Annotated in this window: 25 protein-coding genes; 8 read left to right on the top strand and 17 right to left on the bottom strand. The window is 67.4% G+C overall.

Annotated features, from left to right (window positions below; genetic code table 11):
- Positions 1–70: 70 nt before the first annotated feature.
- The 4 genes from OH799_RS00205 to OH799_RS00190 all read right to left on the bottom strand — a co-directional run bounded on the left by OH799_RS00205 (position 71) and on the right by OH799_RS00190 (position 3738).
- Positions 71–1192: an aromatic ring-hydroxylating dioxygenase subunit alpha gene (locus OH799_RS00205; protein WP_406273939.1), complete on the bottom strand. Its 1122-nt coding sequence runs from the start codon at positions 1190–1192 to the stop codon at positions 71–73.
- A gap of 60 nt (positions 1193–1252) precedes the next feature.
- Positions 1253–2422 carry an NAD(P)/FAD-dependent oxidoreductase gene (locus OH799_RS00200; protein WP_406273937.1) on the bottom strand — a complete coding sequence of 390 codons (1170 nt, stop codon included), beginning with the start codon at positions 2420–2422 and terminating at the stop codon, positions 1253–1255.
- Positions 2419–2778: a bifunctional 3-phenylpropionate/cinnamic acid dioxygenase ferredoxin subunit gene (locus tag OH799_RS00195; RefSeq protein ID WP_406273934.1), complete on the bottom strand. Its 360-nt coding sequence runs from the start codon at positions 2776–2778 to the stop codon at positions 2419–2421. The genes OH799_RS00200 and OH799_RS00195 overlap by 4 nt, the downstream gene beginning before the upstream one ends.
- Before the next feature lie 285 nt (positions 2779–3063).
- Complete coding sequence (locus tag OH799_RS00190; protein WP_406273931.1) at positions 3064–3738, bottom strand: GntR family transcriptional regulator; 675 nt, start codon at positions 3736–3738, stop codon at positions 3064–3066.
- Between the two features lie 183 nt (positions 3739–3921).
- Here OH799_RS00190 and purU point away from each other — a divergent pair, with 183 nt between their 5' ends.
- From purU to OH799_RS00170, 4 genes are all read left to right on the top strand, one after another.
- Positions 3922–4770, top strand: a complete 849-nt coding sequence (gene purU / locus OH799_RS00185) for a formyltetrahydrofolate deformylase (RefSeq protein ID WP_406273928.1) — start codon at positions 3922–3924, stop codon at positions 4768–4770.
- 463 nt (positions 4771–5233) lie between these two features.
- Positions 5234–5563: a plasmid stabilization protein gene (locus OH799_RS00180; protein ID WP_406273925.1), complete on the top strand. Its 330-nt coding sequence runs from the start codon at positions 5234–5236 to the stop codon at positions 5561–5563.
- Between the two features lie 65 nt (positions 5564–5628).
- Positions 5629–6318 carry a S1 family peptidase gene (locus OH799_RS00175; protein WP_406273922.1) on the top strand — a complete coding sequence of 230 codons (690 nt, stop codon included), beginning with the start codon at positions 5629–5631 and terminating at the stop codon, positions 6316–6318.
- 254 nt (positions 6319–6572) lie between these two features.
- Positions 6573–6776, top strand: a complete 204-nt coding sequence (locus tag OH799_RS00170) for a cold-shock protein (RefSeq protein ID WP_327114982.1) — start codon at positions 6573–6575, stop codon at positions 6774–6776.
- 60 nt (positions 6777–6836) lie between these two features.
- Here OH799_RS00170 and OH799_RS00165 read toward each other — a convergent pair whose 3' ends face one another.
- Entirely contained in the window at positions 6837–7139 is a 303-nt protein-coding gene (locus OH799_RS00165; protein ID WP_406273919.1) for an MCE family protein, read from the bottom strand.
- A 182-nt stretch (positions 7140–7321) separates the two neighbouring features.
- On the opposite strand from OH799_RS00165, the gene OH799_RS00160 reads away from it, so the two are divergent.
- A complete protein-coding gene (locus OH799_RS00160; RefSeq protein WP_406273916.1) occupies positions 7322–8089 on the top strand; it encodes a hypothetical protein in 768 nt (255 codons plus the stop codon).
- 47 nt (positions 8090–8136) lie between these two features.
- On the opposite strand, the gene OH799_RS00155 is transcribed toward OH799_RS00160, so the two are convergent.
- Positions 8137–8625 (bottom strand): hypothetical protein, encoded by a 489-nt coding sequence (locus tag OH799_RS00155; protein ID WP_406273914.1) that lies wholly within the window; start codon positions 8623–8625, stop codon positions 8137–8139.
- A gap of 240 nt (positions 8626–8865) precedes the next feature.
- Between OH799_RS00155 and OH799_RS00150 the strand changes: the two genes are divergently transcribed.
- Positions 8866–9516, top strand: a complete 651-nt coding sequence (locus OH799_RS00150; protein ID WP_357271847.1) for a DUF6968 family protein — start codon at positions 8866–8868, stop codon at positions 9514–9516.
- 196 nt (positions 9517–9712) lie between these two features.
- The gene (locus OH799_RS00145; protein WP_406281684.1) at positions 9713–11080 is read left to right on the top strand and encodes a WS/DGAT/MGAT family O-acyltransferase; all 1368 of its coding nucleotides are present in this window, start codon (positions 9713–9715) and stop codon (positions 11078–11080) included.
- A gap of 182 nt (positions 11081–11262) precedes the next feature.
- On the opposite strand, the gene OH799_RS00140 is transcribed toward OH799_RS00145, so the two are convergent.
- Both OH799_RS00140 and OH799_RS00135 read right to left on the bottom strand, forming a co-directional pair.
- The gene (locus tag OH799_RS00140; protein WP_406273911.1) at positions 11263–11703 is read right to left on the bottom strand and encodes an anti-sigma factor; all 441 of its coding nucleotides are present in this window, start codon (positions 11701–11703) and stop codon (positions 11263–11265) included.
- Complete coding sequence (locus tag OH799_RS00135) at positions 11703–12182, bottom strand: Dps family protein (RefSeq protein WP_406273909.1); 480 nt, start codon at positions 12180–12182, stop codon at positions 11703–11705. Before OH799_RS00135 ends, OH799_RS00140 begins: the two co-directional genes overlap by 1 nt.
- A gap of 201 nt (positions 12183–12383) precedes the next feature.
- Here OH799_RS00135 and OH799_RS00130 point away from each other — a divergent pair, with 201 nt between their 5' ends.
- Positions 12384–13415 carry an NAD(P)/FAD-dependent oxidoreductase gene (locus tag OH799_RS00130; protein ID WP_406273906.1) on the top strand — a complete coding sequence of 344 codons (1032 nt, stop codon included), beginning with the start codon at positions 12384–12386 and terminating at the stop codon, positions 13413–13415.
- Between the two features lie 145 nt (positions 13416–13560).
- Here the strand turns inward: OH799_RS00130 and OH799_RS00125 are convergent, their stop codons facing one another.
- From OH799_RS00125 to OH799_RS00085, 9 genes are all read right to left on the bottom strand, one after another.
- Entirely contained in the window at positions 13561–14319 is a 759-nt protein-coding gene (locus tag OH799_RS00125; protein ID WP_406273903.1) for an acyl-[acyl-carrier-protein] thioesterase, read from the bottom strand.
- Positions 14320–14484: 165 nt separating this feature from the next.
- Positions 14485–15336: a hypothetical protein gene (locus OH799_RS00120; RefSeq protein ID WP_406273901.1), complete on the bottom strand. Its 852-nt coding sequence runs from the start codon at positions 15334–15336 to the stop codon at positions 14485–14487.
- A gap of 171 nt (positions 15337–15507) precedes the next feature.
- Positions 15508–16083 (bottom strand): PadR family transcriptional regulator, encoded by a 576-nt coding sequence (locus OH799_RS00115; RefSeq protein ID WP_406273898.1) that lies wholly within the window; start codon positions 16081–16083, stop codon positions 15508–15510.
- A 105-nt stretch (positions 16084–16188) separates the two neighbouring features.
- Entirely contained in the window at positions 16189–17607 is a 1419-nt protein-coding gene (gene der / locus OH799_RS00110) for a ribosome biogenesis GTPase Der (protein WP_406273895.1), read from the bottom strand.
- The gene (cmk, locus tag OH799_RS00105) at positions 17604–18311 is read right to left on the bottom strand and encodes a (d)CMP kinase (protein ID WP_406281680.1); all 708 of its coding nucleotides are present in this window, start codon (positions 18309–18311) and stop codon (positions 17604–17606) included. The genes der and cmk overlap by 4 nt, the downstream gene beginning before the upstream one ends.
- A gap of 35 nt (positions 18312–18346) precedes the next feature.
- On the bottom strand, positions 18347–19417 hold the full coding sequence (locus OH799_RS00100; protein ID WP_406273892.1) for a pseudouridine synthase: 1071 nt from the start codon (positions 19415–19417) through the stop codon (positions 18347–18349).
- A gap of 9 nt (positions 19418–19426) precedes the next feature.
- A complete protein-coding gene (gene scpB, locus OH799_RS00095) occupies positions 19427–20089 on the bottom strand; it encodes an SMC-Scp complex subunit ScpB (protein ID WP_406273889.1) in 663 nt (220 codons plus the stop codon).
- Positions 20090–20120: 31 nt separating this feature from the next.
- Entirely contained in the window at positions 20121–20993 is an 873-nt protein-coding gene (locus tag OH799_RS00090; protein WP_406281677.1) for a segregation and condensation protein A, read from the bottom strand.
- A 563-nt stretch (positions 20994–21556) separates the two neighbouring features.
- The gene (locus OH799_RS00085; protein ID WP_406281674.1) at positions 21557–22501 is read right to left on the bottom strand and encodes a ParA family protein; all 945 of its coding nucleotides are present in this window, start codon (positions 22499–22501) and stop codon (positions 21557–21559) included.
- Positions 22502–22974: the final 473 nt, after the last annotated feature.

The following is a 22974-nucleotide window of genomic DNA, read 5'->3' as shown; positions in this document are numbered from 1 at the left end:
GTTTCAGGTGCGCAGGGTCGGCCGCTCTCGGTTGCGGCCGCGCCGCTTGCGCCCCGGATGTATCGATCTGTCAATCGGAAATCTTGGTGCGCAACCAGTCGTGGAACGCTCCGATGTGGTGTTCGCTGGGCACCAGCACCCCACCGTCGCGGTAGATCCGCGAACTCATCGCGGGCTGGCACCGCTCGCACGCATCGAAGTCCTGCCGGTTGACCCGATGAAACAGCTCGACCGAACGGCTGAGATCCTTGCCTGCGGCGACCACCTCGGGCAGGTAGAGCCAGTCGCATTCGACGACCGTGTGGTCGGCAGCAAGCGGAAACATCCGGTGCACGATCACGTGGTCGGGCACCAGATTGACGAACACCTGCGGCTTGATGGTGATCGCGTAGTAGCGCCGGTCCTGATCCTCGGCGACACCGGGGATCCGGTCGAGTCCGTGCGAGCCGTCGACCGTGAAACCCTCGATGCTCGCGCCGAATTCGGCGCCGTGACCGACGTAGTACTGCGCTGCGTAGCCGTCCGCGAATTCCGGAAGCACCTCGGTGAGCTCCGGGTGGATCGTGGCGCAGTGGTAGCACTCCATGAAGTTCTCGACAATCAGCTTCCAGTTCGCCTTGACGTCATAGACGATCCGGCGGCCGACACTGAGCTCGGCGATGTCGTAGTGGGCGATGGACTCGAGGTCGCCGAGCCGGTCGCGCACCTCCCGCATCACCGTCTCGTCGAATGACGGCGGCTGGTCGGCGAGACAGACCCAGACGTAGCCGAGCCACTCCCGCACGGCGATGCGCCGCAGGCCGAAATCGACCCGGTCGATGTCCGGCATCTTCGTCAGGTTGGGCGCGGCCACGAGCTTGCCGTCCAGGTCGTAAGTCCAGGCGTGATAGGGACACTGGAACGCGCGCTGGACCTCCCCGCTTTCCTGGGTACACAGGCGCGCGCCACGGTGGCGGCAGACGTTGAAGAACGCCCGTACCTCCCCCGAGCGGGACCGTGCGACGAGCACACTCTCGCGCCCGACCTGCACGGTCTTGAACGCGCCCGGCTTGTCGAGGTCGGCGGCGCGCACGGCGCAGAACCACATTGTCTCGAAGACCTTCTCCTGTTCGATGGTGAAGACCTCGGCGTCGGTGTAGTAGTGGCCTGGCAGCGTGGCGATCAGGCTTTCAGGCAGGCTTGCGGTGGTCACGGCAGGCTCCTTTTCGGTGTCGCTGTTGGTTCGATCTCGCTGGAAGTGTCCGGTTCCCGGTCAGGAGGCGGCGGGCAGGCTTGCGAGCTGGCGCCGCCAGCGGGTGAACAGCCGCGGCCGGTCGATGCCGAGGACCGCTACCGGCATCCCCTCGCGGCGGTACACCGCCAGGAAGCTGGTCTCATCGAGAACGCCATCCTCAACAGTGATCTCGTCGTCAGGGTGGGCGATGCCGGCAAACTGGATTCGCTTGCCGTACTGGTCGGACCAGAAGTAGGGCGGCTTGGCGGACGTTCCTTGATACAGCCCGCCGGCAAGCAGCGTCGAGACAGCGATGGCCGGACGCTCCATAGCCGCAGTCCAGTGCTCGACCCGGTGCCGCCGGCCGAGAAACGGCTCGTGCCAGGACGCGCAGTCCCCGACGGCGACGACCTGCGGGATCGATGTCGCCCCGCCCGCGTCGCAAAGCACGCCGTTGCCCAATTCCACAGGACCGCCGTGCAACCACTCGATGTTCGGGATTGCGCCGACGCCGACGAGTACCACGTCCGCGGTCAGGTGCGTGCCATCGGCGAGCTCGACCCCGGTGGCCCGGTCGCTGCCGGTCAGGCCGGCGACGCCGACCCCACACCGCAGCGTCGTGCCATGCTCGGTGTGCAGACGCGCCACCGCAGCGCCGAGCCGAACTCCGAGCGGCCCGGCCAGCGGGGTGGGCGCGGCCTCGACCACGGTCACCTCGAGACCGAGCTTGCGGGCGGTGGAGGCGACCTCGGCGCCGATGAACCCAGCGCCGATGACCGCGAGCCGGGCGCCGTCGCGGAGCCCGTCCCGCAGTGCGAGCGCGTCATCGAGAGTACGTAGCACGTGCACACCGGCCATCGCCTCCGAGCCGGGCCACCGGCGCGCACGGGCTCCGGTGGCGATCACGACACCGTCGGCGCTGAGTCGGGTACCGTCTTCCAGCTCCACCGCTCCCCCGGCGGCGTCGATTCGGGTGGCATGGGTACCGAGCACCCAACGCGCGCAAAGGTTCTCGTCGTCGAGTTCGAGGGCCAAGGTGTCGGCGTCGATCTGGCCGGCGAGGAACTCCTTCGACAGTGGCGGGCGGTCGTAGGGCCGATGGGCCTCGGCGCCGACGACTGTCAGCTCGCCGTCGAATCCCTGGGCGCGCAGAGCCCGGGCGGCGGAGAGGCCCGCCAGCGAGGCACCGATGACCGCGATGGTCCTCATCGCCCGGCCTTCAGCGCCCGCACGGACACGCTCGGAGGCAGGTTCGGTGGAGCGCTGCTGAGCTCGACGTGGATGACTCCGTCGACGATTTTCACCCGATGGGTACGAACCGGCAGCTTGGCGGGAGGGGCGTCCACCGCGCCGGTACGCAAGTCGAACCGCGAGGCGTGTAGGGGGCATTCGACCTGGCAGCCCTCCAGCCAGCCGTCGGCCAGAGACGCGTCCTGGTGGGTGCAGGTGTCGTCGATGGCGTACAGGTCGCCGTCTTCGGTATGGAACACCGCGATCGGGGTGTCCCCCTCGATACGACGGGTCTCGCCGCGCGGCAGCTCGGATAGCGGGCAGACTTCGAGCATGACTGGGCCTCTCTGTAGCGCCTGGCGAAACTCGATTCGCGATATGCAACAGCGTGCTCGGGATCACACTCGGTTGTCAAGAGCGCGTACGGGATCGCGCATTCGACCTCACGCGGGCATAGCGTCTCGCCCTGCATTACCGCGACACAGAAGAGCGCACGGCACGGGAGAAGGACGCGTCGAATGCGCGCCCAGTGCCGGACTGCTCGAGCCTGCCCAGCACGACAACTCCTACAGCCCAAGCTTTCCCCACGGATACCGCAGCGGATCCGGCTCGCCCTGCGGTCAGACGACGGCGCGTATCGCGCGTTCGAAGCCGGTGACGTGGTCGTGCGCGAGTTCGGCCGCGCGGTCGGCCTCGCCGTCTGCGATCGCCCGCAGCAGCGCCACATGCTCGCTCACATGCTGGGCGACTGTCGGCATACGGTCGAGGAACAGGCAGAAGATCCGAGTGGCCAGGTCGTCGTGTCGGACGAGCACGTCCCGCAAGTGCGGGTTGCCGGTCGCCCGGTAGATCGCTCGGTGCACTGTCAGGTCCCACCGCATGAGCTCTCGGCGATCGATCCCGGCGACGTCGAGCCGGTCGGTACGGTCCGCCAGCTCCCGCAGCTCCGACCGCATCGCCGCGTTCGCCACCTGCGCGGCTCGACGTGCGGCGAGCGGCTCGAGCACCTGCCGGATTTCGGAGATGTGCGCGAGGTCGGTGATATCGACGCCGGTCGCGAAGGTCCCTCGGCGCGGGTACGACACAACCAGCCGGTCCATCTCGAGCCGCTTTAGCGCCTCTCGGACCGGCGTCCGGCCGGCACCGAGGTCCCTCGCCAGCTCGTTCTCGACAATCGCCGCGTTGGGTCGGATGTCGAGCATGATCAATCGGTCCCTGATCGCCGCGTACGCACGCTCGGCCATCGAGTCCGGTACACCCTCGGGAATAGGCGCGACAGTGCTCACATCGAGCATCCTATGCCGTCGGATCGAGGCGCTTGACCCCGTCGACACCCATGCAATATGCTTTGGATCATATTGATATATCAGAATTATCATTCTGATATTCGAACGAAATGTCCGTCCGGTCTATCGATTGAGCAGCCGCGCGACGAAACACCGGCGCCGCTTCCCCAGCGCCGACGCCCAGGAGACCCTGTGACGCACACCTTCACCCTGACACTCAGCTGCCCACAGCGACCCGGCATCGTCCACGCGCTGAGCTCGTTCCTCATTCAGCGCGGGTGCGACATCATCGAGCACCAGCAGTTCGACGACACCAGAGGTGGGTCGCTGTTCCTTCGAACCTGCTTCCGCTCCGGGCGCGAGGTGCAAGCGGAACAGCTCAGCTCAGCGTTCGAATCCGTCGCTGCCGAGTTCGGCATGACATTCGCCCTCGGCGACGAGCGCGTCCCGCGCGTTCTCGTGATGGTCTCCCGCCTCGGCCACTGCCTGAACGACCTGATCTTTCGATGGCGCGCGGGCAACTTGGGCGGCGAGCTCGTCGGCGTGGTCTCCAACCACGAGGATCTGCGGCCGATGTCCGAGGCGGCCGGGCTGCCGTTCTATCACGTCCCCGTCTCCACGACGACCAAGCGGCAAGCCGAGGCGCGCCTACTGGAACTGGTTGACGAATGGCAAGTGGACCTCGTCGTGCTCGCCCGCTATATGCAGGTGCTCTCCGACGAGGCCTGCGAACTGCTGCACGGGCGAGCGATCAACATCCACCATTCGTTCCTGCCCGGTTTCAAGGGCGCCAAGCCGTATCGCCAGGCCTACGACCGGGGCGTCAAGCTCGTCGGCGCCACGGCCCACTACGTCACCCCCGACCTGGACGAGGGGCCGATCATCGAACAAGAGGTCATCCGCATCGACCACACCTTCGACCCGCTGCGCCTGGCCACCGTGGGCCGAGACGCCGAGGCGCTGGCGCTGTCCCGCGCAGTCCGCTGGCACTGCGAGCACCGGGTCCTGCTCAACGGCCACAGCACCATCGTCTTCCAGTAATCGAAAACCCTGCCCCGAGCGAAGTCACCGATTCCGGTTCCGGCTACGCCTCCGCACGCAGGCCTCGCCGAGGAGAAGATCAACGTCTCGGTCGACGTCGTCGAATGCTGACCCGCTGGCGATGGTTCGGCGAACGGAATCGTGCGCCAGGAAGCCGAGTCGACGCCGAGGCCGGGCGTACGGTGCTCGCAGAGGTGAGGCACCGAGCGAAAGGCGTGCCCTGCCGATATGGGCCGAAGACCTTGCCCAGCAATAGATTCGCACTGCACCCACCGACGGGCTTCGGAAACCTGCCTCCCCGTCTCGGTCACTCTCGACTGCACTGGGTTCGCCGACGATGAGAACATGCGGCACCGTCGTCGACATGCGCGTGAGACTCTTCCGGACCGAGCGAATGCCATCGACCGCCCACGGCGCGGTTGGAATGGCGATCCGCGGGTAGTCGCGACCCAGGAGGTGTGAGATGCCCAAGGAATGGAACAGCAAGGAAGAACGGCAGTACGAGCACGTCAAGGACTCGGCGAAGGGCCGAGGCGCGAGCACGGAACGCGCGGAGGAGATCGCCGCGCGCACGGTCAACAAGAACCGGGCGCAGCAGGGCAGGACCAAGACCGCGAGCCGGGCCTCCACCGAGGACAAGTCTCCGCAGCAACGGGGTGGTCAGCGCTCCGGGCGCGGTGGGCCGAAGGGCCCGACACGGGACCAGCTGTACAGCGAAGCGAAGAAGCGCAATATCAACGGCCGCTCCAGGATGACCAAGAGCCAGTTGGAAAAGGCGCTGGGCCGCAGCTGAGCCAGCGCAATTTGATCGGCGTCATACGGCTGGAAGCTGATTCAGCTGGAAAGCAAGGAATTTCGATGCGCAATCGCACTACGGGACCGGCGTGGTCACACGCCGCGCTCGCCACAATGGCCGCCGCCGCAATGGCCGTCGGCGGAGCTGGAACCGCACAGGCCCGTCCCGAACCGCCCGCCGTCGGCGGCGGTTCGGGAATCATCATCGACAGCCGCGCCGAGTGCACGCTCACCACCGTCGGCCACGACCGTGAGGGACGTCTGCTCGGGCTGACGGCTGGTCACTGCGGCGACCAAGGCGCGAAGGTCCGCGCGGAAGCCGATCCCAGCTACGGGGTGGTCGGCCGCTTCGTGTACTCCGATCCCACACTGGACTACGCGGTCATCGAATTCGACCCGGGTCGGATCGCGCCCCTCGCTCGGGTGGGTGCGACGACCATCACCGGGATCGGAGCGCCCGCGCAGTTCCCGACGGTGGTGTGCAAGAAGGGCCGCACCACCGGCACCAGCTGCGGCGTGGCCTGGGGCGACGTGCGCGCGACGAACAACGAAACCTGGACTCAGATGTGCGTCCTGCAAGGCGATTCCGGTGCGCCGGTTCTGGTAGGCACCACCCTGGTCGGCATGGTGAACGCATACCTGGGCATCGGCTGCTTCGGTCCTGAAGTCGGCACGAATATCAGCGCGATCATCGCCGATCTGGAGACGCGCGGCGACGTGGGCGCCGGCTACCACCCGCTACCGGCTGGATGATCAGCCACCCGCGACCGCTCTCGTCGGACCGGACGGAAGAGGTCGCACTGCGGGTAACGCGGAGAGTCGGCCGCCGTCAAGCCCTGATTCGGCGTGTCGGGCGAGGAGGCGGCGGAGGCCGCGCATAGCCCGCTCGATGTTCGTTAGCTCACAATCACGACGAGAATCGCCGGTTCATGGCATGGTTGTCTAGTGAGATCAGGCCGATTGACGTGATCGGCTTGGCTCGTCTACAGAAAAGAATGAAGTAAGCAATGACTCAAGGCAGTGTGAAGTGGTTCAACAGCGAAAAAGGCTTCGGCTTCATCGCGCAAGACGGTGGCGGTCCTGACGTCTTCGTTCATTATTCCGCCGTGTCCGGCTCGGGATTCAAGTCCCTTGAAGAGGGGCAGCGCGTGGAGTTCGAGGTCGGCCAAGGACAGAAGGGCCCGCAGGCCCAGGACGTCCGCGCTATCTGATCGACGCAGCTTGGAAAGCCCCGCGCTACGGCGCGGGGCTTTTGCGCGTTTCGGGCGCGCTTACCCCGCTGTCTGCGGGGTCTTGGGCGTCACCGCGGTCGACGGAACGTAGGGAGCGCCCTCGTTGGTCGTGCCGCTCGCGACAGCCGCATTGTCGAGCGTGCGTAACGGGTCGGGCGCGGTGTCGACGTACAGCCTGATGACATCGCCGGTGGCCGACAGATCCCTTTGTAGCACGGGCAGACTCGCGTTGATCTGCCGTAGGTAGTCGTCGGCGCGGGCAAGATCGCCGCGCTGGTCGACACGGCCCTGGCGCGCGGCGACCGGCGCGGTCGACACGGCGTCGTGTTTGCCCGGGCGCACCCCGCTGAGCCCCGCGCGCGTCGCCCGCGCGCCGAAACTCGTCCCGCCAGAACGCTCATCGGTTGCTGCACGCGCTGCTAGGCTCCTCTGCGACCTCAGCGGTTGCGTCTTGCGCTACCGGAGTGCGCGGGTCCGCTCGTGCAGGACGCAGCTGCGAAATCTCATGACGGAATGGATAAATCATGCAACTCCGCGGCATCACTGCGGCAGCGACACTGGCCATCGGTTCCCTGATTCTCAGCACCGGCGTGGCACACGCCGAGCCGACGACACCCGACATCGTCTACTCGGCCCGACTAGTGGACAAGACGGTGGTCGCCGCGCTCAAAGACGGAACCTTCGAGTTGTTCAAGGCACTTCGGGACCACGTGAGTACCGATGCGAACGCCCGGCTGACCGAGCGGGACGGTGTGCTCGTCGACAGCAACGGCGCCCGCGCCGACATCGCCCAGGTGATCGATGTGGTCGACATCCGGGACCGCGACGGGCGCGTCGCCATGACGTTGCCGCTGGACTTCCGGGTCGCCGACACCGCGATCCCGGTTCGACCGGAGTTGAAAAAAGACGCCACGGTATTGGAGTTGACGCCGACCAGGCCAGAGGGGCTGGCGATCGCCGAACCGCTCGTAGCCCAGCCGGTGGCATCGAGAACCGAAAATCAGCGCGCCCGTGACGAATTCGCCGGCCAGTTCGGGCTGGCCAGCGCCGTCGGCGGCTTCATCGGCACCGCTATCGGCGCCACGATCGGCTGTGTGGCCACGATCGCGGTCGGCTGTGTGGCCGGCCTGCTTACCGGTGCGACCCTCGGCGGCATCCTCGGGACCATCGCGATCGGCGGCCCCACGCTCCTCGCGGCGGGCGTAGACCTGCTCACCACACTGCAAGCGGCCGAGGGCACCACCCACTGGGCCGACAGGCCCGCGCGCTCCACACCGGAACAGCCGAACTGACAACTGGTCCCGGCGGCGCGCACGACGCCGCCGGGACGACCGCGCCGCTACAGCGGCGCGGTCGTCGTGTTCGAGCGCCCCACGCGCTCGTCGTTGATCAAGTGGTAGGCCCAGCCGAGGTCGTCGAGTGCCCGCTCCCATCTGGCTTCTGCGTCACCGCCGCGGGGGTTGCGGCTGAGCAGGAGCAAGGCCTCGGCCGCGTCGGTGGAGCGTGCGGCGGCGTCGAGCAGGACCGGCACCGGATCCACGGTGGTGCCGGCCGCGAGGGCACCGATCCGGTCGTGCAGCCACTGTGCGTCGAAACGGACTTGTTCCGTGGCATTTTCGCCGTCCACCGGTTGCGCGCTGACCGCAGCGGCCTTGGCAGCCTCGTCGTCGGTGGTGGTGATGACCTGCCGCAGCTCGCTGCTCGCCACCCGATGTAGCAATCCGACCAGCATGGCCCGCTCCGCGTTCGGACCGCGTAGACCGGTGTCATTCAGCCGCGCGCCGACCTCGTCCGGGTCGACACGCAGAATCGACAGAACCGCTCGCAACTGCGCAATCGTGACCACTTCGTCCGCCCCTTTTCATCGTCGCGGGCCCACCATCACATCTCGGCGACGGTGTGCCAAGCCCACAGCACGTTAACCACCCGGTAGCCATCTTGCGGGATCGAGCGTGTCGAGACAACCACCACCGACTTCGTGGTGCTTCGCCCTTCCAGACCTGCCCTGCGGTCGAGGTCACGCGAACCGCAGGGTAAACCTGCGAGCAGGTTGGGTACTCCCTCATCTATGGGAGCGATACAGGCGCGGGTCACTGGCGACACGACCACGCCCACAGTGCGCGAGTCCGAACACGGCGATGCGATCGCGAGCACGAAATGGCGTCGGATCAGGGAAGTGATCGCGACCCGCACCATCGCCGACGCGACGCGTGAAGTGTCGATCGAAGTTGGCAAACCGCAGATGGCGCCTGGCGACACCGGTGTGGTGTGCGGATTCCGCATCCAAGACATCGGAGAGCGCTGGGCGCACGGCGCCGATACGATCGAGGCGCTGTACCGCGCCCTTCAGGAGATCGCCGCCGAGCTGCGACAGGCCAACGACCGAGGGGCGCAGTTCGAGGTGACCGAACCGTCCGATCCGCGGTTCCCCGCCGCCCCCGCTCGGCCGTCCCGTGCCGCAGCGACAGCGGATCACGAGCCCCAGGCGCTGATCGCCGCGCGCACTCTGCGCGACGCCGACAGCTCGCTGTCGATCATCATCGGCAGGCCGTACCTCGCGGCCGACGGACGTCATCATCTATGCCGGTTCCACATCAGCGAGCAGGGCTCCTCCGTCGCCACCGGCGTCGACGAGATCCAAGCGCTGCACACCGCGATCAGCATGATCAGCGAACGCCTGGAGCTGCCGCACGATTGGCCGGTCAGCCGCCTGTCCTGAGCCGACGCGCAATAAAGAACCGCCCGCCGCCCAGCCGGTTCGGATTCGGCATCGAATCATGAGGTGGTGGATTGTCATCGACCACGCCGTGCCGCTCCAGCGTCATGAGCAGTGGGCATGCCCGACGCCGACACCTGCCACCCCGAATTCGCACCAGATCGCGGCGAAGCTTCAGCGTCGTCAGGAGGGACTGCCCATGGAATTCATTTCGCCGGTCGACGCCCTATTCCTCATCGCGGAATCACGAGAGCACCCGATGCACGTCGGTTCGCTACAGGTATTCGATCCGATGGAAAGCACCGGATCTGAGTTCGCGCGACGCGCTTACGCGACCATGGCGGCCGACCGGAACTTCCATCGGACCTTCCGCAAGCACCCGGCCCGGCTGTTCGGTTCCCCCCAGCTGGCGTGGACGGTCGACAGCACCGTCGAGCTCGACTATCACCTACAGCGTTGGGCGCTCCCGGAATCCGGGAACCTGGACGCGCTGGTAGAGGTCGCCGCCGGACTGCACAGCACGCTGCTCGACCGCCATCGGCCACTGTGGGAAGTGCATCTGATCGAAGGGCTCGCGGACGACCGGGTCGGCGTGTACAGCAAGATGCACCATGCCCTCATCGATGGCGTCGGCGCTCAGCGACTGCTGCAGCGCACACTCACCAGCGACCCCGACTCCGGCGAAGCGCTGGTGCCCTGGCATCTGCCATCTTCCGGCCGACGCACCGAGAATCCACCGCGCCAACGCTCGCTCGGCGCCATGGCACGCGGGATGCTCGCCGCGGCGGGCACCGCGCCGACGGCGTTGCGCCTTGCCCGCGCTGCGCTGGTCGAACAGCAGCTGACCCTGCCGTTCGCCGCGCCGCGCACCCTGTTCAACGTCCCGATCGGCGGGGCACGCCGCTGCGCCGCCCGCTCTTGGCCGCTCGATCGGGTCCGGCAGGTCAAGAAAGCGACCGACGCGACGGTCAACGACGTGGTGCTGGCCATGTCGGCGGGCGCGCTGCGCTCGTACTTGATCGAGCACCAAGCCCTTCCTGACAAGCCCTTGGTCGCGATGGTGCCGGTATCGCTGCGGCACGACTCCGACGACGGCGACGCCACCGACGGCAACGCGCTGGCGGCGCTGCTGTGCAACCTCGCCACCGATCTCGCCGACCCGGCCGCGCGGCTGGCAGCGATCAGTTCCTCGATGCGGCGCAGCAAGGACATCTACCGTTCGCTCACCCCCGCGCAGGCTGTCTCATTGTCCGCGCTGACGCTGAGCCCGCTCGCGCTGTCACTGCTCGTACCCGCCACGGTCGCGCTGACCAGCCCGCCGTTCAACATCGTCATCTCCAATGTGCCCGGACCACGCGACCACCGGTACTGGAACGGCGCCCGCCTCGACGCCACCTACCCGCTCTCGATCCCGATCGACGGCCAAGCGATCAACATCACCCTCACCAGCAACGCCGACAACCTAGACATCGGCATCGTCGCCTGCCGTCGCAGCGTCCCCCGTGCGTCCATGCTGCTCGACCACCTGGAGTCGGCGCTGGCCGACCTGGAGGAGGCGGTCCGCTGACCACCGGACGCGCCGCCCGACGACCGGCTCCACCGTCTCGGCTCAGAGAATCGGGCGTCCGCCGCAGCATCGCCCGATGCGGGTCGGTCTCTTCCAGCGCGGCCAGCTTCTCCAGCCAAGGTTCGATGTCGTCGTAGCTGTCACCGCGCCGCCGTGGGGTGTCATTTCGGTCGGTCGTGAACTCACGTGTCATCGGATGTTCCTCGTTCCCAACTGAATTCGATGGCGGTCGGATACCCACGCGCATCTGTTTCAAAAGGGTCACGGGACATCGATGTGGAGCTGGTGAGCATCCGGACCAATTCCCAACTGAGCGGATCGCCACTGACCTCGACTTCGCGTTCGGCGATCGCGTCGACCCGGACGACCATCCGGTTCGCGTTGTAGGTGAACGCACAGCCGAGCGACGAGTCCGGCACGGCGTCGAACATCAGCATGGTGGCGATTTCGTTGATCGCCAGCCGGATGTCGGCGGCCGCGGCGAGGGGAAAGTCGGCTACCAAGCACACGGTATCGGTCAGCCCGCGGACCATGGCCAGATGCTGCGCGGCGGCGGGAATGCGGACGGCGACCGTGGTGGTAGCCGCGGCTCGCGCGCCGAACGCGCCGGTGACCATGTTCATCACACGGCTGCGAGCTGCGCCTGCCACATCCAGTGCAGCTGCTCGAGTCGGGCGGCGATGGCCAGGAAGAGATCCTGGGTGACCGGGTCGGCCTTCTCGGTCGCTGCGATACGCTCGCGCAGTCGCTTGATCACCGCAGCGAGGTTGCCGACGATCGCGTCGATGACGTCGGCGTCCTGTTGCCAACCGTCGCCGATTCCGAGAGCACCGGAATCGCCGGCCACCGTCGCGGCACGTCCGTCCGGGCTGATCCCTACGGCGGTGCAACGCTCCGCCGCGGCGTCGGTGAACTCCCTTGCCGCCGTGACCAATTCGTCCAACGCCAGGTGCACCGAACGGAAGTTGGCACCGATCACGTTCCAGTGCGCTTGCTTGGCGATCAGCGACAGATCGATCAGATCGACAACTGTCGCACGTAGTGTCTCGCCCGCAATATGCTGCTGCTCTGGGTCGAGGGTGCTCGTGATGGGTTCGGTCATCGCTCCCGCCTTTCCGCATCGGTCACTGGTCACCGACGGGCTACCCACCTGCGGAACGTTAAACCTCGGCTGGCCCAGCGCACCCGAACGAGCCTCACGTCCACTGTGAGTCGCTGTCGGGCGTGATCGGCACGGCCGAGTCTGTTTGCCAAAATAGCAACGGTATTTGCCAATTTGGCCGATACCGCTGCAAGGTGTGGCATGACTAAGGAAGAGCAGTTCGATGTAGTAGTGATCGGTGGCGGCCCGGCCGGATTGTCGGCGGCGCTGACTCTGGCGCGGGCACGCCGGTCGGTCGTGGTGATAGACGCGCGGGAACCACGCAACGGACCCGCTGACGGCGTGCACGGGTTGCTGAGCCGCGAGGGCATGTCGCCCACCGCGTTGCTGACGGTCGGCGCGCGGGAGGTGGAGCAATACGGCGGGCGCATCGTGTACGCGCAGGCCGAGTCCGCGAGGCGGACATCGGATGGCTTCATGGTCGACACCGACCGGGGTGATCGGTTCCGCGGTCGCCGATTGCTCGTCGCGAGCGGTCTAGTCGACGAACTGCCGCCGATCGTGGGCCTGCGGGAGAGGTGGGGCCGGGAGGTGGTGCACTGCCCGTACTGCCACGGCTGGGAGATCCGCGACCAGCCGATCGGCGTGCTCGGCTCGGTGCACCACGCGCTGCTGTTCCGGCAGTGGAGCGCGCAGGTGACGCTGCTGCGGCACACCTCGCCGGAGCCGACCTCCGAACAGGCCGAGCAGCTCGCGGCCCGCGGCATTCCCGTGGTGGACGGCACGGTCACCGGCCTGGAGATCGTCGACGATCGCCTCACTGGGGCACGACTGGATTCCGGCCGGATCGTGCCGATCACGACGCTGGCAGTCGCGCCGCGGTTGGCCGGCCGAGACGCGGTCCCGGCTGCGCTCGGCACCGAAACAAGTAATCACCCATGGGGATTGGGCACGCACCTCGCCGCGGATGCCAGCGGCCGCACCTCGGTCCCGGGCGTCTGGGCAGCGGGCAACGTCACCGACCTCATCGCCGGGGTGGCGCAGGCCGCGGCGAGCGGTGTGACCGCCGCCGCCGCGGTCAACACGGATCTGGTCGACGAGGACACCCGGGGCGCGGTCGAGCGATGGCGCGCCGAGGCCTTCTCCGCGGAGATGGAGCGGGCGAACTGCGAGCGAGACCTCGGCGATCGGCGGCACGGCCTGCAATCCATCGTTCCGGCACCGCCGAGGTGAGCGTATCGGCCGGCCGCGGAGACGAATGCGAGCCCGGCACCAGGATTCTCGCGTTCGAACTCGCCGGAGAGCGCGATCGTGTCCTGCGTCGCCGAACTGGAGACCATGGCGCCGGTCACCGCGCCACCATCGAGGAGCTGGCGCGTCAGCGCGGGGTGATACGCGCGATCGCGCGGGACTCCGAGCCGACGGCGAACCAGAGATCGAGGGACGAGCCCGCGCGGCGCGCGATGAGCTGGAGGTCGTCGCCGAAGCGCACCGGCTTCGTGTACTCGATGACGGTGCGGTGCGGGCCGGATTTCAGTTCGGCGTGATCGGCGAGGACCTCCTCGACGGCGCTCAGGTAGACCGCGTTGTTCACATGGTCGAGCAGGTCGATATCGGTGACCCGGAGCGGGAACGGACGAGTCTGGACGCCGAGCTCGTCGGCGGGCGGCATCGGGTCGGTGAGCGCGGCCTTCCAACGCAGGCGGTGTTCGGTCGTGCTGGCCAGCATCGGTGCCATGAAGGTGTCGCTCATCCGGGCCGGAACGCCGGATTCGGTGCCGAAATGGATCAGGAAGGCCTCGGTCTCCATCAGCCCGCCCCGGGTTCCGCACACCTGGACGCGCATGTTGCACCAGCGGTTGGACAGGGCCGAGCACCAGCGGCGCAGGGTGACCCGTTCACCGATTTCGATGGGCTTGAGCACGTCGATCACCGTCCGGCGGACCACCCACCCGCGATGGGTGTCCCCTTCCTCGACGGCCTCGAGATGCTCGTATCCGATGTCCTGCAGGTAGCGCGCGACAGCGTCGAGCCGCAGACGCTGGTCGGGGGCGGTGTCGGCAACACGGACCAGCCATCCGGTCTCGAACGGAGTTCCCTCGGTCGGGGGTTCCGGCAGCACGCTGGGAATGACCATGATCGAATGATGCCAGGTATTTGCTATTGCCGCACAATCGGACGCGCTGCGTGACATAAGTACAGTTGGTGAGAATTTCGTTCCGATAGCCGATCATGCGCCACAGAGTCGGCGCGGCAGTCTCGCGAGCCGCCATGGCGCTCATCAATCCCACCGTGGCACGACCTAGCGGCGGTCCGAGCCGATTCCGACGCTGTACTCGTCGACCAGGGCGCACAGGGTCCCGAAGGCAGGTTTTGGAATGTATCTGTCGGTCGTGAGCCCGAATTGATGGAACAGGTCAGGGTTCGCACTATCGGCGTCGCGCAGCGCGAAGTGGGTGTATCCGCTCAGGTGCAGCGCCTCCGCCTCGGCGGCAACGATCCGGACGACAATGTCGACCACCTCGCCCTGCCGCCGCGGCGTCCGGTCGGGTCCGGTGGGCCAGCCGTGTTCGGTGATGTGCAACGGCGGGTGATCCAGGCCCGCCGGGGCCAATACCGCGCAGCGGTGGTGGCGGAGCAGTCCGGCGACGGAATCGGCGAATTCGGCGTCCGAAACGGGGCGGAAGACGCCGGGGAAGAAGTCCAAGCCTACGTAGTCCAGGTCGCGGGCGAACTCCACTCCCCCACACTCGGTCAGCGTCGCCGGAAACGATGCGGCGGGCCCGAACAGCGGGGTGGTGTTGAAACCCACACGCAGATGGTCGAATCCGAGTTCGCGCGCCCGCGCCTTACCCGCGGACACACCGCGCACAATCGCTTGGACGACGTTCGGGTAGTAACCGTCCAGCGTCGGGTTGTCCGTGACATCGGGCTCCTCCGCCACCTGCAGGGTGCTGGTTATCGCACCGTACTGCTCGACGAGTTGGCGCACGAATCGGCAGTAACCGTCGACATTTCCCGATGCGGACCGGTACTGGGCGACGAGATCGAGCGTGCGTCCGTGCACGGCGTACCGTGCCGCGTCGACAGGTGCGGCGGTCTTGTGCCGCGTGTGGACATCGGTCCCGTCATCGAAGGCGGTGTAGGCGCGCACCAGGAACGGGCGGCCCGGCCGCCCTTGCAGCAGGTCGAGCGCAGCGGATATCTCCGCCGGGTCGTCCGGTGGGCCGACCGCCAGTCCACCGCCGCGCCGCCCGGGTACACCCCGAACAGCAGGCCATCGGCGTGTGCTTTCGACATTTGCCGCAGACCTTTCGATTCGAAGTCAGTTCGCCGTCGGCCAGCGCAGTGCACCGGTGCGGATGTCGTCGACGACCGAGTCGATCCAATCCAGCTCGGCGCGGGCCAGGGCAAGCGCGTATTCGGCCTCGATGACGAACAGGCGCGGAACGTCGCCCTTCAGCACCTCGGCGAGCCGCTCGGCGTCCGCGACGGTTCGTTCGCGCAGTCGCGCGCGACGTTCAGTGAGGGCAGCGACGGCGCCGTCCGGGCCGAGGGCGCCGAGGTAGGCGACTGCACCGAGGAAGCGGGAGAACTCACGGCCCGGATCGCGGATCTGGACATCCAACCGCCGCACGAGTTCCCTACTCCCCGCGCCGGTCAGCGCGTAGACCGTTCGCTCCGGTCGGTTGCCGGAGCGCTCCTGGTCCTGGACCGCGATCCATTCGACGTCGGCCAGAGCCCGTACGACGGTGTACAGCGAGCCTCGATTGATCGCGACCGCGTAGTCGTCACCGCGTCGCCGCAAATCGGAAAGCATCTGGTGCGGGTGCGACGGCCGCTCCAGTAGCAGGCCGAGCACCGCGAGCACGATCGGGTTGTCGAGCGTTCGACGAGGCATAGGCGATTTATATCAGTCTAAATAGACTATCTGCAAACGCGGCGCCGCCCAAGCGGACGACACGAGGCCCCGAGGAGCGAACCCCCGAGGCCTCGTGGCAGTGGACTATCTCTTGGAACGATCCCGCTTCTCCCGGACCCGCACCGAGATGCGGACGGGCGAGCCGTCGAAGCCGAACTCCTCGCGCAACCTACGCTCCAGGAAGCGGCGGTAGCCCGCCTCCAGGAAGCCGGTGGTGAACAGCACGAATGTCGGCGGCCGCGTGGTCGCCTGGGTGGCGAAAAGCACACGGGGCAGCCTGCCCCCGCGCATCGGCGGCGGGGTAGCGGCGACCACTTCCTTCAGCCAGGTATTCAGCCTCCCCGTCGAAATCCGCTTGTCCCAGGAGTCCAGCGCGGTTTCCATGGCGGGCACCAACTTCTGCACCGCACGACCGGTGTGCGCGGAGATGTTCACCCGCTGCGCCCACGGCACCCGGATCAGATCCCGCTCGACCTCGCGCTCCAACTGCAGGCGCCGGTCCTCGTCGACCAGGTCCCACTTGTTGAACGCCAGCACCAGCGCGCGTCCCGAGTCGGCAACCATGCTGATCACCCGCAGGTCCTGCTCAGTGATCGGCTGCGAAGCGTCGATCAGCATGATCGCCACCTCGGACGCCTCCAGCGCGGATTTGGTGCGCAGGGACGCGTAGAACTCGGTGCCGCTGGCGTTGGCAACCTTGCGGCGCAACCCGGCGGTGTCGACGAATTTCCAGATTTTGCCGCCCAATTCGACCAGGGAGTCGACCGGATCGACCGTGGTACCCGCGACATCGTGCACGACAGAACGCTCGGCGTCGGCCAGCTTGTTCAGCAGGCTCGACTTACCGACATTGGGCTTGCCGACCAGCGCGACGCGACGCGGTCCGGTGCCGCCGGTTCCCTCCCGCGGCGTCTCCGGGAGCACCTGAAGCACGTCGTCGAGAAGATCGCCGGTGCCGCGGCCGTGCGCCGCGCTGACCATCCGTGGCTCGCCGAGACCGAGGGACCACAACGCCGCGGCTTCGGATTCCACGCGCTCGTCATCCACCTTATTGGCGACCAGGATCACCGGAATCCGGGACCGACGCAGCTTCTTCACCGCGGCCTCGTCCGTGGCGGTAGCGCCGACGACGGCATCGACCACGAGCAGGACCGCGTCGGCGGTCTCCATGGCCAACTCGGCCTGCCTGGCCACCGACTGCTGCAGCCCCTTCGCGTCGGGCTCCCACCCGCCGGTGTCCTGGACGAGAAAACGGCGGCCCGCCCAGTTCGCCTCGTAGGACACCCGGTCGCGGGTCACACCGGGAATGTCCTCGACGACCGCCTCACGGCGGCCCAGGATCCGGTTCACCAGCGTCGACTTACCCACATTCGGACGGCCGACGACCGCAAGCGTCGGCATCGCGACATGCGCCTCGTCCTCGAACTCACCATCGAGATCGGCCAGCTCCCAGTCGGATTCGTCGCTCCAGATACCGTCGCCGGCCAGCACATCCTCGCTCATCGGTCACCTCCTGCCCGGTTCGCCGAAAGCTGCTGCGCGACAACGCGGTACAGCTCGTCGATGACCTCGTCCATGGTCAGTTCGCTGGTGTCGACCAGCACCGCATCCTCGGCGGGACGCAGCGGGGAGACCTTGCGCGTCGAGTCGAGGGTGTCGCGACGCTGCACGTCGGCCAGCACGCCCTGGTAGTCGTCGCCGCGGCCCTCGAGGATGTTCTGCTGGTTGCGCCGATGGGCGCGCGCCTCCGCGGAGGCGGTCAGGTAGATCTTGGCATCTGCCTCGGGCAGCACGACAGTGCCGATGTCGCGGCCCTCCACCACGATTCGCTGCGCGGCCGTGGTGATGTCGCGCTGCAGCGCGACGAGCAGCTCGCGGACCTCGAGCACCGCCGAGACCGCGGAGACCGCCTTCGTGACGGCGTCACCGCGAACTTCCGACGCCACGTCCTCGCCGTCGAGCTGGATTACCTCGCGGCTGGGGTCGGTGCCGATGGACAGCGGCAATTCCTTGACCGCGGCCGCGACGGCGGCCGAGTCGGTGAGCTCGATGCCCGCGCGCAACACACGCAGCGTCGCGACCCGGTACATGGCGCCGGTATCGAGGTAGCGTGCGCCGAGCCGGGTGGCCAGGCGCCGGGAAACGCTGGACTTGCCGGTACCGGACGGCCCGTCCATGGCGACCACCAGCGGGCTACTACCGGACATCCGCGCCGGCGCCTCGACCGGGACCTCCACACCGTTCACAACGACACCGCCTCATAGAGTTTGCCGATTTCATCGCGACCGAGCACGCGTAGCGTGCCCGGCCGTTGATCACCGAGCGCGATCGGACCGATATGGGTGCGCACCAACCGGGTGACCGGATGGCCGACCGCGTCCAGCAGGCGGCGCACGATGTGCTTGCGCCCTTCGTGCAACACCACCTTCACCAGAGAGCGTCCGTCCCCCAGCTCGAGCACCTGGAAACGGTCGACCGTGGCCGGACCGTCCTCCAGCTCGACGCCGTCCTTCAGTCGCTTGCCGACCGCGCGGCTGACCTCACCGTTCACCGTCGCCAGGTAGGTCTTGGAGACCTCGAAGGAGGGGTGCATGAGCCGGTGCGCGAGGTCGCCGTCGTTGGTGAGCAACAGCAGGCCCTCGGTATCGGCGTCGAGTCTGCCGACATGGAACAGACGCTGACCGGCGGCGATCCGCTCGGCCACGATGTCACCGACGCAGGGACGGCCCAGGTCGTCGGACATGGTCGATTGCCAACCCTTGGGTTTGTTCAGCGTGACGTGCACCAACTCCTCACGCACCATGACCCGGGTGCCGTCGACGCGCACCACCGCGTGCTGCGGGTCGATGCGCAAGCCCTGTTCACGCACGATGAGACCATCGACCTCGACGCGGCCCTGCGCGATCATCTCCTCGGCCGCGCGGCGCGAGGCGACACCCGCCTTGGCGAGCACCTTCTGCAGCCGCTCGCCCTCACCCGACGGCAGCTTCGTGTGTGCGGCCTCGGCGGGCTCCACGTTCTGGCGACGGGCGGGCTTGGCGTTGCTCAGCAGCGTGGGCTGCGCGATCTGGCGTTGCGGCTTCGGCTTCTTCTTGCCGGTCGGGGTGGATTGGGCGCCGTACCGTGGCGAGCCCGCGGCCTGGGCTCCACGCTGGGCGGTACCGCGTCCCGCGCCACTACCCTGTTGGGCGCCACGAGTGGTATGCCCTCGTTGCGCTGAACGGGCGTCGCGTGCGCCTGCACCGCCCCGTTCGGGCTCGGCGCCGCGTTTCCTACGATCCGGTGTGCCATCTCGGCGAGCGGGCGTATTCATGTTGTCCTGTCACTGTTCGGTGCCGAGATCCAAATCGGCCTCGGCGGGTTTCCTCAACCTGGTGTACCGGGGGTCGGTCTCCAAGCTCTCGTTGATCTCGTCGATCAGGTCGACGCCCGGAAGCAGGGGCGCCAGTGGCGGCAGGTCGCTCACCGATGCGAGCCCGATCCGTTCCAGGAACAGTTCGGTCGTGCGGTACTGCGTCCCGTTCGTCTCCGGGTCCACGCCTGCCTCGGCGATCAAGCCCCTGGCCAGCAGCGTGCGCATCACCCCATCGACGTTCACGCCGCGCACCGCGCTAACCCTGGTCCGGGTCACCGGCTGACGGTATGCCACCACCGCCAAAGTTTCCAAAGCCGCCCGCGTCAGTTTCGAGCGGGAGCCGTCGAGCAGCATCCGTTCCACATAGTGCGCGTACTCGCTGCGAGTATAGAAGCGCCAACCGTCACCGACGAAACGCAGATCGATTCCGCTGGACCGGGCGGACAGCTCCGCGGACATCACACGCAAGGTGGACTCGACCCGCTCGGCGGTGTCGTTCAGGGCGGCCGCGAGCTGCTCTACCGGGGCCGGAGCGTCCACGACGAGCAACATGGCCTCCAGCGCCGAGCGGAACTCGGCATCGTCCAGCGGTTCCGGGGTGAGTTCCGCCACTGCCGCACTCACAGGCATGCCCCGCTGACGGTGTTGTCGGTCCGCTCGCTCACCCGTAGTCCTCCTCGATAGTCACGGTGTCCACCTGTGCGGCGGCATCGTCGCCGATCCAGCTGACCGACAGCGGGCCGAGTGGGTCGGGCTGGTCGAACTCGATCGTCTTGCCGCGATACAGCTCGAGCAGCGCCAGGAAGCGGGCGACGATCTGGACGGGTACCTCGCAGTCGGCGACCAGTTCACCGAAGGTGGTCCAGCAGCCCGCACCGCGCTGTTTGAGCCGCTCCAGCACGAGCGCCGCCTGTTCGGCAACCGAGATGGCATGCGTATGCAGGTGGTCGAGCCCGACCTTGGGCACCGGGCGGGGCTGGAAGGCCGCCGCGGCGATCTCGGCGAACTCGGCCGCCCCGACACCCAGCCTAACCTCGGGCAGCAGGTCGGCGTAGCGCTCCTCTAGTCCAACCGCGCGCGGATAGCGGCGCAACGCAGCGGCCTCCAACTCGGCGAGCAACTCGGCGACTTGTTTGAACGCCCGATATTGCAGCAGGCGGGCGAACAACAGGTCGCGCGCCTCGAGCAGTTCGAGGTCCTCTGTGTCGGTCATCTCGCCGGACGGCAGCAGTCGTGCCGCCTTCAGGTCGAGCAGAGTGGCCGCGACGACCAAGAACTCGGTGGTCTGATCCAAGATCTTGTCCGCACGCAACGTATTCTGCCGCGCCATGTTCGCGGTCAACGCCTTGGTATATGCGATGAACTCGTCGGTCACCTTGTGCAACGCCACCTCGGTGACATCCAGCTTGCGCGAGCTGATCAGGCTGAGCAGCAGGTCGAAAGGCCCCTCGAAGTTGCTCAGGCGCAGCCGGAACCCGGAGGGCTCCGCTTGCGACGCGTCCTGTGGCACAGCGTTCGGCGAATCCTCCGGAATCGCGTTGGTCGCGCTGTCCGATACAGCGTTCGGCAAGCCCTCTGGCACGGTGCCAGGTGTGCTATCGAGTACGACGTCGAGCGATTCCTCCAGCACAACCTCAGGCACGCCATCCGGGACAGCAGCAGATAGGTTGCCCGGCTCGGCGGCAGCCGCTAGCCGCGAATCATCCTGTTCTGCTGTGGTATCGCGCGCCTCGGTGTTCGGTGCAGGTTCGATCGTCGGCGGTTCCTGAGCCCGGGTGCCCGGCCGCGACGGGGACGGAGGGGTCGCGGCTTCGGTGCCTGATTCGGTCCGTGCGCGGGTGTCGCCGACGATGGCCGCGTTCGCGCGCGGAGTCGATGCGCCCCGGCCCGCGGCAATATACGCGGCCGCTACGTCGCCCAGCGTGGGTGTGTCTCCGGAAGCAGCGCCGTCGCATGGTGGTTCGGTGGGTTCGTCGCCGATGCCCGAAGCACCGGCAGCGCAGGAGCCATCATCCGGCGTGGGGGTCACACCAGCGGCGGAAGACCGCGTGCCGGGTGTGTGGGTGGTTCTCGCGGACTCGGGGTGGGAATAGCCGGTCACCGGCCCGACCGGTGGATGACTTCCCGCGCCATCGCCCGATACGCCTCCGCCCCACCGGATTTCGGTGCCCACGTGGTGATGGGCTCGCCCGCGACGCTGGCGTCCGGAAAACGGACGGTGCGCGAGATGGCGGTGTCGTAGACCAGATCGCCGAAAACTTCGACTACTCGCGCCATGACCTGGCGGGAATGCAACAGCCGGGCGTCGAACATGGTGACCACGATGCCGTACAGGCTCAGCCTCGGGTTCAACCGGTCGCGCACCTTCTCCACGGTGTCGTTGAGCAGCGCGAGCCCGCGCAGCGAGAAGTACTCGCATTCCATCGGAATGATCACGCCGTCCGAGCAGGCCAGGGCGTTGACGGTGAGCAGGCCGAGCGAGGGCTGGCAGTCGATCAGGATGTAGTCGTAGCGGTTGCGCACAGGATGCAGTGCGCGACCGAGCGACTGCTCCCTGCCCACCTCGTTGACAAGCTGGATCTCCGCGGCGGAGAGGTCGATATTGCTCGGCAGCAGGTCCATGTTCTCGACGCGGGTCTTTGTCAGCACGTCGTCGATCGACACCTTGGAGCCGATGAGCAAATTGTGCACAGTCGAGTCGAGGTCGTGGTGGGCCACACCGAGTCCCGCGGACAGCGCGCCCTGCGGGTCCAGGTCGACGAGCAGCACTCGGCGGCCGTATTCGGCCAGTGCGGCGCCGAGGTTGATGGTGGAGGTGGTTTTGCCCACCCCGCCCTTCTGGTTGCACATCGCGACGACCAGGGCATCGCCGTGCCGGTCCAACGGCGGTGGGTCCGGGACCAGGCGCAACGGGCGTCCGGTCGGACCGAGCGTCGCGTCCTCCGACACCGGTTCCGTCGCGCTGCCCCACAGCGTTTCCGCCGTGGCGTCCGAGTACGGGCCCGGTCGCGGGCCCATAAGCGGCTCCGCCCCAGCACCCATCGGCGGCTCTGCCGCTCCGGCTGTCGTCACGATCCGCTGCTCCTTATACGTTCCTGCCCGTTGCCTCGCCGAGCGTAGCGAGGCCGATCAGGGCCCGACCTCGCTTTCGTACGGTCCAGCTCTCGATAGACGCTACAGCTTGACGGCACTCGAGTGCCGCGCCTGCGCGCGGCGTGTTCGCCACGCGCTGGTCAGCGCCATTGCGAGCCTCCGTCGAAATGGACGCCGCGCCCGTTGTGTTCGTCGTCGATGCTGCCGGTCCGCCTCCCCGTGCGATCCGGCCGAGTTGCCGGAAGTGCTCGCAGCGGACGATACCCGCTGTGTGCACCGCCGAGAACTCGGCGGGGCCGTCCGCCACATCGCACGGCGCCCGGCAGGACGATCAGTCGGGCCAACCAGCACAACGGACTTCGCAGACATGGCTCGTCCTCGCAGACGAGTAGCAGTCGGGTCCACCGCGCGAGATGTGAGCA

Origin of the sequence: Nocardia sp. NBC_00881, assembly GCF_045207455.1 — a bacterium.
Taxonomy (GTDB): Bacteria; Actinomycetota; Actinomycetes; order Mycobacteriales; family Mycobacteriaceae; genus Nocardia.
Note: the sequence above shows the minus strand (reverse complement) of the source record. Positions and strands in the feature narration are given on the sequence as shown.

What these genes read in the sequence shown, in the direction of transcription:
- OH799_RS00200 (WP_406273937.1), bottom strand. Translation starts at nt 2,422, where the DNA reads ATGAGGACCATCGCGGTCATCGGTGCCTCGCTGGCGGGCCTCTCCGCC.
- OH799_RS00195 (WP_406273934.1), bottom strand. Translation starts at nt 2,778, where the DNA reads ATGCTCGAAGTCTGCCCGCTATCCGAGCTGCCGCGCGGCGAGACCCGT.
- OH799_RS00190 (WP_406273931.1), bottom strand. Translation starts at nt 3,738, where the DNA reads ATGCTCGATGTGAGCACTGTCGCGCCTATTCCCGAGGGTGTACCGGAC.
- OH799_RS00180 (WP_406273925.1), top strand. Translation starts at nt 5,234, where the DNA reads ATGCCCAAGGAATGGAACAGCAAGGAAGAACGGCAGTACGAGCACGTC.
- OH799_RS00175 (WP_406273922.1), top strand. Translation starts at nt 5,629, where the DNA reads ATGCGCAATCGCACTACGGGACCGGCGTGGTCACACGCCGCGCTCGCC.
- OH799_RS00170 (WP_327114982.1), top strand. Translation starts at nt 6,573, where the DNA reads ATGACTCAAGGCAGTGTGAAGTGGTTCAACAGCGAAAAAGGCTTCGGC.
- OH799_RS00160 (WP_406273916.1), top strand. Translation starts at nt 7,322, where the DNA reads ATGCAACTCCGCGGCATCACTGCGGCAGCGACACTGGCCATCGGTTCC.
- OH799_RS00150 (WP_357271847.1), top strand. Translation starts at nt 8,866, where the DNA reads ATGGGAGCGATACAGGCGCGGGTCACTGGCGACACGACCACGCCCACA.
- OH799_RS00145 (WP_406281684.1), top strand. Translation starts at nt 9,713, where the DNA reads ATGGAATTCATTTCGCCGGTCGACGCCCTATTCCTCATCGCGGAATCA.
- OH799_RS00140 (WP_406273911.1), bottom strand. Translation starts at nt 11,703, where the DNA reads ATGAACATGGTCACCGGCGCGTTCGGCGCGCGAGCCGCGGCTACCACC.
- OH799_RS00135 (WP_406273909.1), bottom strand. Translation starts at nt 12,182, where the DNA reads ATGACCGAACCCATCACGAGCACCCTCGACCCAGAGCAGCAGCATATT.
- OH799_RS00130 (WP_406273906.1), top strand. Translation starts at nt 12,384, where the DNA reads ATGACTAAGGAAGAGCAGTTCGATGTAGTAGTGATCGGTGGCGGCCCG.
- OH799_RS00125 (WP_406273903.1), bottom strand. Translation starts at nt 14,319, where the DNA reads ATGGTCATTCCCAGCGTGCTGCCGGAACCCCCGACCGAGGGAACTCCG.
- OH799_RS00115 (WP_406273898.1), bottom strand. Translation starts at nt 16,083, where the DNA reads ATGCCTCGTCGAACGCTCGACAACCCGATCGTGCTCGCGGTGCTCGGC.
- der (WP_406273895.1), bottom strand. Translation starts at nt 17,607, where the DNA reads ATGAGCGAGGATGTGCTGGCCGGCGACGGTATCTGGAGCGACGAATCC.
- cmk (WP_406281680.1), bottom strand. Translation starts at nt 18,311, where the DNA reads ATGTCCGGTAGTAGCCCGCTGGTGGTCGCCATGGACGGGCCGTCCGGT.
- OH799_RS00100 (WP_406273892.1), bottom strand. Translation starts at nt 19,417, where the DNA reads ATGAATACGCCCGCTCGCCGAGATGGCACACCGGATCGTAGGAAACGC.
- scpB (WP_406273889.1), bottom strand. Translation starts at nt 20,089, where the DNA reads ATGCCTGTGAGTGCGGCAGTGGCGGAACTCACCCCGGAACCGCTGGAC.
- OH799_RS00085 (WP_406281674.1), bottom strand. Translation starts at nt 22,501, where the DNA reads ATGGGTGCTGGGGCGGAGCCGCTTATGGGCCCGCGACCGGGCCCGTAC.